This is a genomic window from Halomonas sp. KAO (genome assembly GCF_015595025.1).
GTDB lineage: Bacteria > Pseudomonadota > Gammaproteobacteria > Pseudomonadales > Halomonadaceae > Halomonas.
Genome location: NZ_JADNRL010000025.1, coordinates 146,934 through 160,030, shown reverse-complemented (window position 1 = coordinate 160,030; position 13,097 = coordinate 146,934). Strand labels below are relative to the sequence as shown.

General features: G+C 65.8%; 12 protein-coding genes and 1 tRNA gene. 6 read left to right on the top strand and 7 right to left on the bottom strand.

From position 1 onward, the window contains the following. The first annotated feature begins 52 nt into the window (after positions 1-52). Both IOC61_RS13475 and IOC61_RS13470 read left to right on the top strand, forming a co-directional pair. Positions 53-880 (top strand): acyl-CoA thioesterase, encoded by an 828-nt coding sequence (locus IOC61_RS13475; protein WP_195689263.1) that lies wholly within the window; start codon positions 53-55, stop codon positions 878-880. A 35-nt stretch (positions 881-915) separates the two neighbouring features. Then, a tRNA-Thr gene (locus IOC61_RS13470) sits at positions 916-991 on the top strand. Positions 992-1,105: 114 nt separating this feature from the next. On the opposite strand, the gene IOC61_RS13465 is transcribed toward IOC61_RS13470, so the two are convergent. Continuing rightward, positions 1,106-3,778, bottom strand: a complete 2,673-nt coding sequence (locus IOC61_RS13465) for an EAL domain-containing protein (protein ID WP_229333136.1) — start codon at positions 3,776-3,778, stop codon at positions 1,106-1,108. Between the two features lie 137 nt (positions 3,779-3,915). Between IOC61_RS13465 and IOC61_RS13460 the strand changes: the two genes are divergently transcribed. Next, positions 3,916-4,065: a hypothetical protein gene (locus IOC61_RS13460; RefSeq protein WP_195689262.1), complete on the top strand. Its 150-nt coding sequence runs from the start codon at positions 3,916-3,918 to the stop codon at positions 4,063-4,065. A gap of 85 nt (positions 4,066-4,150) precedes the next feature. Here the strand turns inward: IOC61_RS13460 and IOC61_RS13455 are convergent, their stop codons facing one another. The 3 genes from IOC61_RS13455 to IOC61_RS13445 form a co-directional block, all read right to left on the bottom strand. After that, the gene (locus IOC61_RS13455; protein ID WP_229333135.1) at positions 4,151-4,600 is read right to left on the bottom strand and encodes an META domain-containing protein; all 450 of its coding nucleotides are present in this window, start codon (positions 4,598-4,600) and stop codon (positions 4,151-4,153) included. A 78-nt stretch (positions 4,601-4,678) separates the two neighbouring features. Next, complete coding sequence (gene aroQ, locus IOC61_RS13450) at positions 4,679-5,263, bottom strand: gamma subclass chorismate mutase AroQ (protein ID WP_229333134.1); 585 nt, start codon at positions 5,261-5,263, stop codon at positions 4,679-4,681. A gap of 129 nt (positions 5,264-5,392) precedes the next feature. Next, entirely contained in the window at positions 5,393-6,583 is a 1,191-nt protein-coding gene (locus IOC61_RS13445; protein WP_195689260.1) for a M24 family metallopeptidase, read from the bottom strand. A gap of 135 nt (positions 6,584-6,718) precedes the next feature. Between IOC61_RS13445 and IOC61_RS13440 the strand changes: the two genes are divergently transcribed. Continuing rightward, positions 6,719-7,444 (top strand): YebC/PmpR family DNA-binding transcriptional regulator, encoded by a 726-nt coding sequence (locus tag IOC61_RS13440; RefSeq protein ID WP_132045182.1) that lies wholly within the window; start codon positions 6,719-6,721, stop codon positions 7,442-7,444. Positions 7,445-7,518: 74 nt separating this feature from the next. Here IOC61_RS13440 and IOC61_RS13435 read toward each other — a convergent pair whose 3' ends face one another. Both IOC61_RS13435 and dbpA read right to left on the bottom strand, forming a co-directional pair. Continuing rightward, entirely contained in the window at positions 7,519-8,421 is a 903-nt protein-coding gene (locus IOC61_RS13435) for a PA4780 family RIO1-like protein kinase (protein ID WP_195689259.1), read from the bottom strand. Between the two features lie 81 nt (positions 8,422-8,502). Further along, entirely contained in the window at positions 8,503-9,936 is a 1,434-nt protein-coding gene (gene dbpA / locus IOC61_RS13430; protein ID WP_195689258.1) for an ATP-dependent RNA helicase DbpA, read from the bottom strand. A gap of 446 nt (positions 9,937-10,382) precedes the next feature. Between dbpA and IOC61_RS13425 the strand changes: the two genes are divergently transcribed. Next, positions 10,383-11,849 (top strand): dihydrolipoyl dehydrogenase, encoded by a 1,467-nt coding sequence (locus IOC61_RS13425; protein WP_195689257.1) that lies wholly within the window; start codon positions 10,383-10,385, stop codon positions 11,847-11,849. Between the two features lie 149 nt (positions 11,850-11,998). On the opposite strand, the gene IOC61_RS13420 is transcribed toward IOC61_RS13425, so the two are convergent. Next, complete coding sequence (locus IOC61_RS13420) at positions 11,999-12,391, bottom strand: HIT family protein (RefSeq protein ID WP_195689256.1); 393 nt, start codon at positions 12,389-12,391, stop codon at positions 11,999-12,001. Between the two features lie 195 nt (positions 12,392-12,586). Here IOC61_RS13420 and IOC61_RS13415 point away from each other — a divergent pair, with 195 nt between their 5' ends. After that, positions 12,587-12,904 carry a hypothetical protein gene (locus IOC61_RS13415; RefSeq protein WP_132045174.1) on the top strand — a complete coding sequence of 106 codons (318 nt, stop codon included), beginning with the start codon at positions 12,587-12,589 and terminating at the stop codon, positions 12,902-12,904. The last annotated feature ends 193 nt before the right edge of the window (positions 12,905-13,097 follow it).

Below are 13,097 nucleotides of genomic sequence, written 5' to 3'. Positions count from 1 at the left end.
CGATCGTATGATACCGATGGCCTTCCTGCACGCCATCATCCGGAGGAGACCGATGAAGCCCGACGCCCTGAACGACCTGGTGGACCTGCTTGGCCTGGAGCCCCTGGAAGAGAACCTGTTCCGCGGCCGCAGCCAGGACCTCGGGCTGCCCCAGCTGTTCGGTGGCCAGGTGCTCGGCCAGGCGCTCTCGGCGGCCACGCAGACTGTCGCCGCGGCTCGCCGCCCCCACTCCCTTCACGGCTACTTCCTGCGCCCCGGGGACCCGCACCGTCCGGTGATCTATCAGGTCGAGGCGGTGCGCGATGGCGGGAGCTTCGCGACGCGCCGGATCACCGCCATTCAGAAGGGGCGCCCCATCTTCTTCTGCAGTGCCTCCTTCCACGATGCAGAGCAGGGTTTCACCCACCAGGCGGCGATGCCGACGGTCTCATCACCGGAGCGCCTGATCGAGGAGGGTGCCGAGCTGGCCCGCTTCGACAACCACCCCATCGAGTTCCTGCTCGACAGCGAGGAGTGTCAGCCCGGCCAGCCGGCTCGCAAGCGTGTCTGGTTCCGGCTGGTGGGCGACCTTCCCGACGACCCCGCAACGCACCGTGGCCTGCTGACCTACAGCTCCGACTTCAATCTGCTGACCACCGCCCTGGTGCCCCACGGTATCGGCTTCCGTGACCCCAAGCTGCAGATCGCCAGCCTCGACCACGCCCTCTGGTTCCACCAGGAGGTCAGGGTCGACGACTGGCTGCTCTACGACATGGACAGCCCCTGGGCCGGTCAGGCACGGGGCTTCGCCCGTGGCAGCATCTACGACCGCGAGGGCCGGCTGGTCGCCTCCAGCGCCCAGGAAGGCCTGACCCGATTACACGACAAGCCCCGGGACTAGTCGGTAAAACCTCCCGGCGCTACCATGACGGTCAGGCCGCAATAGCTCAGTTGGTAGAGCAACGCACTCGTAATGCGTAGGTCGGAGGTTCGACTCCTCTTTGCGGCACCAAACAAATCAGCAAGTTGCACGCAATTTTCCAGCACCGCTAAAGCTGCGTCGTACTGTTTGGCACAACGATGGAACACTGGGAACAGGAGAGGGGGCACCACACCCGCGGACGCTTCAACCTGCGGCGGACACGGGCAACCACTCGATCGGCTGTGGGCGGCTGAACAGATAGCCTTGGAAGCGTGTGCACCCATGGTTGATTAACCAGTCACGCTGCGCCTCGGTTTCGACACCCTCGGCGATCACATCCAGCTCCAGGCTGCGTGCCAGGGAGATGACGCTGGTCACGATGGCCGCCGAGGCCTGGTCCTCCAGCAGGTCACGCACGAAGCTCTGATCGATCTTGAGCTGTGCCAGCGGCAGGCGCTTGAGATAGGAGAGCGAGGAGTAGCCGGTGCCGAAGTCATCCAGCGAGAAGGTCACGCCACGCTCGCTCAGGCGCAGCATCTTGGCCCGGGCATCATCACGCTCCTCCATGAACAGGCTCTCGGTGACCTCAAGCTTGAGACGTTTGGCCGGCGCCCGGGTGTCATCGAGAATCGCCAGTACCTGCTCGACGAAGTCGCCCTCGCGAAACTGTACGGGGCTCACGTTCACCGCCATGACCAGATGCTGCCGCTCAGCATCGGCGGCCCACACGGCCAGCTGACGGCAGGCGCTCTCCAGTGCCCAGCCGCCGATCGCCAGGATCATGCGGCTCTCTTCGGCCAGGGGAATGAACTCACCCGGAGAAACGACACCCCGCCCGGGGTGCTGCCAGCGCAACAGGGCTTCCACACCACACATCTCGCCGGCAGCCGTCACCTGGGGCTGATAATAGAGCTGAAGCTCCCCTCGTGGCAGCGCCTGACGCAGATCGGACTCGAGTCGAGCCCGCACCTGCAGGCGCTCCTGAATATCCGGATCGAAGAAGCTCAGGGTATCCCGACCCGCTGCCTTGGCCTGGAACAGCGCCGTATCGGCCTGCTGGAGGATCCCATCGAGGTTGACCGCATGCTCATGGAACAGTGTGACCCCCAGGCTACCGGTAACCACCAGCGGCTCACCATCGAGCATCTGTGGCGCCTGCAGGGCGGACAGCAGCTTTAGCGCGACCTCTTCGGCGCTCTTCGCGGCCTCCTCGGGGCATTCGCCGAGGTCATGCAGCAGCAGCGCGAACTCATCGCCACCCAACCGGGCCAGGGTATCGGTTTCACGAGTCACCGAACTCAAGCGCTCGGCAACCTGGCGCAGCCTCTGATCCCCTCTTCGGTGGCCCTCGGTATCATTCACCCGCTTGAAGTTATCGAGATCCAGATAGATCAGCGCCCCAAAGCGATCACCACGCTTGCTGTCACGCAGCAGGCCCTGCAGGCGGTCCATCAGCAGGCGTCGATTGGGCAGCCCCGTCAGCGGGTCGAAGAACGCCAGCTGGTGGATTTCTCTCTCGGCGGCCTTGCGCTCAGTGAGGTCACTCAGGGTCGCCACATAGTGGGTCAACTCATTCTGGGCATTGCGCACCGCGCCGATGGTCAGCCACTCGGGGAAGACCTCGCCATCGCGTCGGCGATTCCAGATCTCACCCTGCCAGCTGTCACGGCGCGTAATGCTGTCCCACATCTGCGCATAGAAGGCCTCATCATGCAGCCCGGAGCTGAGCAGGCTCGGGGTCCGGCCCAACACCTCCTCTTCCGAGTAACCGGTAATGCGGGTGAAGGTATCGTTGGCGCGCAGGATGACGCCCTCGGCATCGGTGATCAGCATGCCCAGGTGTGTCTCGAAGGCAGCGGCGGCGATTCTCAGCTGTGCCTCATGCTGACGTAATCCCCCTTCCAGCCGCAGCCGATTGAGATAGTGGCGCAGCAGCAGCCCGCCCAGCCCGGCCGCCATCGCAACGATCGAAAGGTAGAGCCATAGTCGCTGAGCCCAGCCCGCCAGCGCCACCGACACCTCCTCGCCAACCACCGTCACGAAGGGCAGATTACCGATCCGCCTCGCATCGAAGAAGCGCTCCTCGTCATCCAGGGCCGAGCGGAGGCGATAGCTGCCCCGCTGGGTTCCGCTCTCGAGAAAGGTCTCGATCAACGCCCCATGCACCGTCTTGCCGAGCATGCCCTGGGAACCGCCCTCCTCGAAGGCGGGAAACCGGGCGACCAGCTGCTGCTCGGTATCGACGATGGCAGTGCTCTGCCCCGCTGCCATGCTCATCGATGCCAGGCCGTGGTAGAAGACATCGGGCTTCAGCTCGACGCTGACGACTCCACCATCGGCCAGGCCTCGAGCATGCACCACTCGGTACCCAAGATCCGCGGGTGACCAGAAAAGCGGGGTAACGGCCTGCTCGCCGGGCGCTAGCGCTAGCAGCCGATGGTAATAGGGAAGCCCCCCCAGGGGGCGGCCCGGCGGGTAGTCGCCGCGGGAGGAGGCCAGGACTCGCCCCTGGGCACCCAGCACGCTGATCCTGTCAAGGAGCCCCAAGTCGGCATCCAGGACACCAAGCCAATGTGCCAGCGGCTCAGGGGTATCGCACTCGGCGCCCGCCTCACCCTCCAGATGCGCCGATACGCTGGCCAGCACCACCTCGCTGGCGGAGAAGATACTGGACACCCACTCCGCCACCAGATCGGCCCTGGCGGAGTTGCGCTCCTCGGCGGCCTGGGTATCGCGCCGATACTGCTCGAGGGCAAAGGCACCGATCACCGCCAACAGCAGCAGCATGCCTCCCACATAGACGATGATGGCACGGCGCCTGTCGCGCTGGATGTGAAGTTCGCTATCGAATGGCGCAAGGCCTGGGGAGTGGGGCATGCTGGTGGCAGTCTTAGCTGAGTCATCAGTTGAATTCTGGCCGTAGGTTAGCAGCTATCCAGATGTATTCGGGCAGTTTCCGCACCACCCTATCACCCGCACCTCTCGCCCCGCTGCCATCGCCAGTAGGAGTCCCCATGGAAGAGGCCACCCGCCATTTTCTCGACGCCAACCGACTTCTGCTCCGTCTGGCCGTGGTCCTGCTGCTGAGCGCGCTGATCGGCATCATCCTGGCCGCAGCCACCAGCAATCTGGTCAAGGCTTGGCTGCTGTGGCCGGTAGCGTAAAAAGGCGACGCCCGTCACGGCAGTGACGGGCGTCGGTCGGGTCGAACGGTACCTGGCGAGTGCAGGGCTCAGTCGCGTACGACACTCAGTAGAGGTGCACCGCCTCGAAGCGGGCCAGCGCCTCGCCCTCGGCATCGGCGAGGGTCAGCATCTCCCCCTCCACCTGCCAGGTATCGACGCTGCCCAGGGCATCGAGGAAGGCACGCTCGAGCGCCATCACCTCACCGGGGCAGGCCATCATGGTGGTGGCCACCTGCGCGAAACTCAGCCGATCCCCTTCGAGCTCGTACTGTCCCATCATGCGGTTGCACCCGGTGGAGCCGGCCAGGCGGTTATCCTCGGCATGCAGCACCAGGTGCGCCTCCCGCGCCTCATCGATGGCAATCGCTTCACGATCACCCACCGTTTCCAGCTTCCAGTAGGTGTTCTCCAGGGACTCATCGCCGGGACCATCGGAGGTGGCACCGAAGCCGGCACAGCCGGCCAGCGTCACGGTACCCAACAGCAGGGCCGGAAGAGAGAGTCTGCGGGTCATCGTGGTCACTCCATTGCCATTATCGGTGACCATATCAGACACCTCTGAACCATAAAGTTCCATCCCGCGGCATATGGCTTATCGGTCCTTCAACGGCTCCAGCGCAATACGGCGAGGATCGCCATCGAAGTCGCCAGTCACCAGCTCGGTCGCACGAGCCTCGAGATAGCTGCCGACACCCGGGACCTTGACGAGAGACTGCAACTCGCCCAGAGACACGATGAGCGCGGGGGTCAGGCGATCGAGCACCGGCCGCACCTCCTCGGCAAGGTCCGGTGGATTATCGAAGGGCCCCCGTCCCTCCTTCAACCAGCGCTGATGCAACCGACGTTGCACCTCCTTGCTGGCCTCGAACTGTGCCTGAAAAAAGTCTCTTGCGAAGCTCTCATCGACCCCGGCCTCAGCCGAGCGGCCGGTGACTCGATCGAGGATCGCAGCTTCGCGCTCAGGTGCCTCGATGTCGGCGCCACTGTTCCACTTGGAACGTGCTACCTGGGGAGCGACCTCGAGCCGCTCGTCGACTAGCACAAGCATCCGGTCGATGGCCGCCTGATTCTCCTTCGATGGGGAAGGTGGCGTCGACTGGCAACCTGCCAGCAGCCCCAACAAGAGCGCAGTAGCGACCAACCAGCGGACCGGAAGATGTCTCATCGAATACTGCATGCCAACGACTCCTTTCGTTTGTAGATGGGGCATAGCAAAGCATGTCCCGAGGACTTCGTCACGCCTCCTGCCGACGCATGATCATTTACCCGCTTGAGGGCCGCCAATCGCACACCGCTCAGGGCGATATCAATCTCCAACCTCCCTTAGCCGCCAGTCGTTGTCGGTAATGGCCACGCCGCCCTGCGGGGTGACGCGCACCGTATCGCTGATTCCCACGCCCCACTCCCCCGGCCGGCGCAGGCAGAGCGGCAGATGAAAGACCATGTCGGCGGCGAACTCGCGCCGCTGATCACGGGCGATATAGCCGGTCCCCTCTACCCAGCTGGGCGGGAACTGGGCGCCCACGGCATAGCCGAACACCCCCGAGAAGAAGAGCCGGTCGGCATGGGGGGCGAGTACCGTCTCGGCGGCCCTGGCGGCATCGTCGAAGGTGCGCCCCGGGCGCATCTCGGCGACCAGGCTCTCGAAGAGCGCCCGACATAGATCACGCAGCGCCTGCATCTCGGCGCTGGCCCGCCCGGCCACGGCGGTGCGCATCATCGGCGCGGTATAGCGCTGGAAGGCCGAGCCGAACTCCAGAAACACCGGGGCATCACGCTCGATCACGTTGCGCTTGTGGTTGACGTGGATGACGCTGATGCGCCGGCCACTGGTGACGATGGGCTGCAGGCTCATGAACTCGCTGCCGGCCGCCAGCAGCGCCCGACTGCCCTCCGCCGCCACCTCGCTGTCGGTCACCCCCGGCGCGATCACCGCCTCGGCGGCGGCCAGCCCCGCCGCGGTGATCCTGGCGCTCTCGCGCAGGCAGTCGAGCTCCGCCGGCGTCTTGACGAGGCGAATGGCATCGAGCAGCGCGCCGCCGTCATCGCGGAAGCGCTCGGCTCCCAGCCGCGCCTGCAGCTCACGGATGACCCCCAGGCGCAGGCCGGCGCCATAGAGATCCAGGCCGATGGCGCGATACGCCGCCAGTGTCTCGGCCAGCGGTGCGATCACCTCATCGATGCCCTCCCAGCGGTAGCCGAGGATCTCGTCCACCGCGGCGGTGACCACCGCGGGCCCGGTCTCGATGGAAGGCACCTGCAGCACCAGCCGCTCGGCACCGACCACCAGGGCGGTGTGCACCGAGACCTCGAAGGTGTGATAGCCGGTGAGGTAGAAGATATCCGCCGGGTCGGTCAGCAGCAGGGCGTCGAGGCCGGCCGACGACATCGCGTCGCGCACCCGGGCCAGGCGGGCAGTGAACTCGGCAGGGGCAAACGGCAGCTCGCTGCCGCCCAGGGCGCCGGCCAGGGCGTGACGATAGGCGTGATGGTCCATGCAGCCTCCGGAACCGGATGATGATTCCCGGAGTGTAGTGTGACGGGCGGCCTTCAGGACGGAAAAATAGCCCTGTTCGCGTCCCGTCCGGTCTCGTAGAATCCTCCCCCATGTTGAACTCGACAGGACAGTGATATGGGCAGGGCCTTCCAGAACCGCAAGGAATCCATGGCCAAGACGGCCGCCGCCAAGACCAAGGTCTACAGCAAGTACGGCCGCGAGATCTACGTGTGTGCCAAGCAGGGCGGCACCGACCCGGCCGGCAACCTCAGCCTGCGCGGCCTGATCGAGCGCGCCAAGAAGGACCAGGTCCCCTCCCACGTCATCGACAAGGCGCTGGACAAGGCCAACGGCGTGGGCGGCGAGGACTTCTCCCCGGCGCGCTACGAGGGCTTCGGGCCGGGCAACTGCATGGTCATCGTCGACTGCCTGACCGACAACCCCAACCGCACCTTCGGCGAGGTGCGCACCTGCTTCAACAAGACCAAGTGCAAGCTGGGCACGCCGGGCAGCGTCAGCCACATGTTCGACCACTGCGCCATCCTGGCCTTCCAGGGCAGCGACGAGGAGGCGGTGCTGGAGGCGCTGATGGAGGCCGATGTCGACGTCACCGACATCGAGAACGAGGAGGGACAGATCACCGTCTTCGCGCCCCATACCGAGTACGCCAAGACCAAGCAGGCACTGCTAGACGCCTTCGGCGAGATCGACTTCGAGGTCGACGAGATCCAGTTCGTGCCCCAGACCACCACGCCGCTGGAGGGGGACGACGTGGCCACGTTCGAGAAGCTGCTCGACGCCCTGAATGACTGCGACGACGTGCAGAACGTCTTCCACAGCGCCGAACTGCCCCAGGAGTAAGTCGGGCGAAGGCTAACCCGGGTGAAGAGTAACCGGGCGAAGAGTACGTCAGCCCGGGAGCAAGCCGGCGTCTCTCAGCGCTTGCGCTGGGACTCCTGCCACTCCGCGGCGGCTTCCTCCACGCCGGGCTCGTCGCCGCGGTTGAGCGCCGCCTGGCGGCTGGCCTCCTCCTCGCGCACATCATCGATCACCGTCATCAGCTCGTCGACATCGACGGGAGCGGTGTCATGCACGAAGCGGCCGGTCAGCTGGCTCTCCGGGTGGAGCTCCCCCGCCTCGAATAGCGCCCAGATCTCCTTGCCGTAGTCCGTGGCCAGCAGCTCCGGCGCGAAGCGGCCGAAGTAGCGGCGCATATTGTCCACGTCACGCTCGAACATCCACTCGGCGCTGTTGTTGCCGGCGGCATCCACCGCCTGGGGCAGGTCGATGATCACCGGCCCGTCGCTGGCCAGCAGCACATTGAACTCGGACAGGTCGCCGTGCACCAGCCCGGCACACAGCATCTTCACCACGTCCCGGATGATCTTGGCGTAGGACTCGCGGGCCTGCTCGGCGCTCAGGGTCACATCGTCCAGGCGCGGTGCGGTGAAGCCCTCGGCATCGCTGATCATCTCCATCAGCAGCACCCCATCGATAAAGCCGTAGGGCCTGGGCACCCGCACGTCCGCCGCGGCCAGCCGGTAGAGGGCGTCGACCTCGGCATTGAGCCAGGCCTGCTCCTGCTCCTTCTGGCCGTAACGGGTCTTCTTGGCCATCGCCCGCGAGCGGCGACTGTTGCGCCCGCGGCGCCCCTCCTGGTACTGCACGGCCTGCTTGAAGCTGCGCTGCTTCGCCTCCTTGAAGACCTTGGCGCAGCGCCGCTCCCCGTGGGAGCGCACCACATAGACCTGGGCCTCCTTGCCGCTCATCAGCTGACTCTCGACCGCATCGATCAGGCCGTCATCCACCAGCGGCTGCAGGCGCTTGGGTATCTTCATCTGTTGTTCCTGGTAGTGCTGAAACGAATCACCGAACCGGCTAGCTGAACCGGCTTGTCGAAGCGAGCGGCCGAGCCGCCATCAACGGCTGATGCGCCGGGCGCGAAAGCTGCGCCCCTTGATCCTGCCGTTGGCCAGCCGCTCGAGAGCCTGGTCGGCCACCTCGCGGCGCACCGCCACATAGGCACTGTTGGCCAGCACCTTGATCTTGCCCACCTGGTCACCGGCCAGCCCCGCCTCGCCGGTCAGGGCGCCGAGGATATCCCCCGGACGCACCTTCTGCTTCTTGCCGCCGCCGATCTGCAGGGTCGTCATGGGCGGCACCAGCGGCTCGCGGGAGAGCACCGAGCGCGGCGGCAGGCTGGCCTCCTCGAGGGGCTCGCCGAGAAAGTCGGTGAGGCGTTCCAAGCGGTAGCCCTCGCCCTGGCCGACCAGGGTGCAGGCGATCCCCGCGCTGCCGGCCCGGCCGGTGCGACCCACGCGGTGCACATGCACCTCCAGGTCCCGGGCGATATGGTAGTTGAACACCGCATCCAGCTCGGCGATATCGAGCCCGCGGGCCGCCACATCGGTGGCCACCAGGATCGAGGCGCTGCGATTGGCGAACAGCACCAGCAGTCGGTCGCGGTCGGGCTGCTCCAGGTCACCATGCAGCGCCAGCGCGCCGAAGCCCGCCGCGTTGAGCGCCTGGGCCACCTCATCGGTCTCGCGCTTGGTATTGCAGAACACCACGCTTGAGGCGGGGCGAAAATGCAGCAGCAGCCGACACAGCCCCTCAAGGCGTGCCTCGTCGCCATCGGCGACCCGATAGACCCGCTCGTGGATGCTGCTGGCGTCGTGGGTCTCGGCGACCTCGACCCTCAGCGGCTGGCGCAGCATCGCCTCGGCCACGGGACGCACCGCAGCGGAGAAGGTGGCGCTGAACAGCAGCGTCTGGCGGCTGGCCGGCGTCTCGGCGACGATCGCCTCCAGGCTCGCCTGGAAGCCCATATCGAGCATGCGATCGGCCTCATCCAGCACCAGGGCCTCGAGCCCTTCCAGCCTGAGCGAGCCCTTGCGCAGATGCTCTTCCACCCGGCCCGGGGTGCCCACCACGATATGGGCACCATGCTCCAGGGAGGCGAGCTGCGGGCCGAAGGGCGCACCGCCACACAGGGTCAATATCTTGACGTTGGGCAGGCTGCGCGCCAGCCGGCGCAGCTCGACGGCTACCTGATCGGCCAGCTCACGGGTCGGGCACAGCACCAGCCCCTGCACTCGGAAGCTGGTCAGCGTCAGCCGCGAGAGCAGCCCCAGGCCGAAGGCGGCGGTCTTGCCGGAACCGGTCTTCGCCTGGGCGATCACGTCACGACCGGCCAGGATCGGCGGCAGGCTCTCGGCCTGAATCGGCGTCATGGCGGTAAAGCCCAGCGAGGCGAGATTGTCGAGCAGCTCCGGCGCCAGCGGCAGCGCGGCGAAGGAGGCGTCGGAAGAGGTATCAGACAAGGGAGTATCCTGCAGAAAGAAGCGACCCATAACGGACGATAAGCCGGGTCGTAAACGAGCAATGGCAAGGCCGGCGGCAGGCGCCATTTGCCAGATAGAGAGGAGTTGAATGACAGCAGGATAACAGAAAGACCGACTCGACACCGCTTGAGCTCTTGATCGACGCATCGCTATCGCAGTTTTAGGCATCAAGGGGCGCTGGGGGCAAGCCGATGAGGAGGTCCGAGGACCAGGGACGGCCGAGGTAGCGTACAGGGAGGTATTTACAGCGCCTCCTCGTAAGGCTTGTCGCCAGATCAGCCCCGGGCTACCAAGTCGCCAGGCTTGTCTGGGAAAGCCTTATTTGATCGACGCCATCAGACTGCGACAAGACACGCCATTACTATTCAGTCAAACGTCTCCCGCCATATGCCATAGTGAATGGCACCTACCGATACGCGAGATCGTGAAGCCACAGACAACAGAAGGAGCCCACGATGGAGCAACGCGACGTCGATATCGCCATCATCGGTGCCGGCACCGCCGGCCTGAGCGCCTGGCATACCGCCAGCAAGCACAGCGAGAGCGTGGTGCTGATCGAAGGAGGCGAGCATGGCACCACCTGCGCCCGGGTGGGCTGCATGCCCTCCAAGCTGCTGATCGCCGCCGCCGAAGCCGCCCACCAGGCCCGCACCGCCGCGGGCTTCGGCATCAGGGTGGGCGATGTCGAGGTGGACGGCCAGGCGGTAATGGCCCGGGTCAAGCAGCAACGTGACCGCTTCGTCGGGGGTGTGCTCGACTCGCTGCAGCGCATCCCGGAGGCCAACCGCCTGCAGGGCCACGCCCGCTTCGAGGACCCGCACACCCTGCTCGTGGGCGACCACACCCGAGTCCAGGCCCGAACCATCATCATCGCCACCGGCTCGCGCGCGACCTGGCCGTCGATGTTCGACGCCGCCGGCGACCGGCTGGTCACCAACGTGGATATCTTCGAATGGAGTGGGCTGCCGGAGTCGGTTGCGGTATTCGGCCCCGGCGTGATCGGCCTGGAGCTGGGCCAGGCGCTCCATCGCCTTGGCGTGCGCCTGCGCATGTTCGGCGTGAGCGGCTCCCTGGGCCCCTTCCAGGATGACAAGGTCCGCGACACCGCCGATGCCACCTTCAACGAGGAGTTCTACGTCGACCCCGGCGCCAGGGTGGAGAAGATCGAACGCGACGGCGACGCCGTGGTGATCACCTTTGTCGAGCGCGAGAGCGGCGAGACCCTCACCGAGCGCTTCGACTATCTGCTGGCCGCCACCGGTCGGCGCCCCAACGTCGACCGCCTCGATCTGGAGAACGCGGGCCTCGCCCTCGACGACAAGGGCGTGCCGCACTTCAACCGCTTCACCCTGCAATGCCAGAACACCGACGCCAGCTTTGGCCATATATTTATCGCCGGCGACGCCAACCAGGAGCTGCCGCTGCTCCACGAGGCCAACGGCGAGGGACGCATCGCCGGTGACAATGCCGGGCGCTTCCCCGAGCTGCGCGCCGGGCGGCGCAACGTGCCACTGGCCATCGTGTTCACCGACCCGCAGATGGCCACCGTGGGCGAGGGGTACGCGGAACTCGAGAAACGCCTGGGTGGCCGTGACCAGGTGGCGGTGGGCGAAGCCTCCTTCGACAATCAGGGGCGCGCCGTGGTGCTTCGACGCAACCGCGGCCTGATGCGGCTCTATGCCGAGCACGGCTCCGGCCAGTTTCTCGGCGCCGAGCTGTTCGGCCCCCAGATGGAGCATATCGCGCACCTGCTGGCCTGGGCGCTGGAGCAGAAGCTTGGCGTCGCCGAGATGATCGCCATGCCCTGGTACCACCCGGTGCTTGAGGAGGGACTGCGCAGCGCCCTGCGCGACCTCAACGCCAACCTGAGACTCGGCCCGGCGATCACCGACCGCTGCATGGAGTGTGGACCGGGCGACTGACCTCCTCACTCCCCTGCACAGGGCACGAGCCATGGACGGCCATTCACAAGTAGCAGGTCGCAGGCAACACGCCGCAGAGCAGGAAGGCCCGGGTATCGACCCGGGCCTTGCATTGCCGTTCGCCCCGGCCTGGCCGGCTTGACCCGGGCTCAGCCCAGCGCGGCGCGCAGCTTCTCGGCGGCCGCCGCCAGATCGGCCGAGTCGGCCATGGGCAGGTTCTCCACCTGGATGTCGCTCATCTCATCCAGCGGCGTCAGATGGATATGCACATGGGGCACCTCCAGGCCGACGATCAGCATGCCCACCCGCTCGCAGGGGAAGGCCTTCTTGATCGCCTTGGCCAGGTGCCGCGAGACCGTCATCAGGTGCTGGTAGAGCGGCTCGGGCAGGTCATCCCAGTGGTCGACCTCCTCCCGGGGAATCACCAGCACATGGCCGGGCTTCATCGGCTGGATGGTCATGATGACCACACACTGGTCATCCTCGTGAACGAAGTGTCCCGGGATCTCGCCCTGCATGATGCGGGTAAAGATGCTGGCCATGCTGCTCTCCTGACGATGACGATAAACGATGCTTGTGATTCAGTAGCGGTGCGGCAGACAACCCACGGGGCGAGTCACGACTAACGTCGCTTACCGCGACACCGGCGATCCAGTATGCTGGACGAGGCAGTACCGCACGACCAAGGAGCAGAATACACGATCGATCCCGCAATCCAAGCCAGCACGGAGGTTCACATGAAGGTCTATAAACCTGAGTGGCGGTGCACGTTTAGCGTAAACGAAGGCGTGGATGAAGCAGCCGGCTGGAAGGCACGCATCGCCTGGCGCCTGCGCGATGTCGCCGACCGGCTCGAAGGTGGCGGTAGAACGTTGAAGGTCGACTGCGATGTGGTCCCGGCGGTGAGCCGGGAGGAAGTGGATACCTGCCTGGGCAAGGGCTTCGCCGTGACCCAGGGCCTACTCACCCAGCTCGCCCACCAGGCGGCCTGCGAGGACGTAATGCGTGATGCCAAGGCAGAACTGTTCGAAGAGGAGAACGCCTCGCGACACTGAGGCCTGCGCAACTCCTTCACACCCCGGGCACCGCTCGGGGTGTTTTCGTTTCAGGTGGACAGAGTTATCGCAGTTACCGATAGCGTAATAGTGAAAGGCGCCGGGGGCAGGCCGGAGAGGGGGTCCGAGGACCAGGGATGGCCGAGGTAGCCTACAAGGAAGTACTCGTAGCGCCCCCTCGACGGCTTGTCGC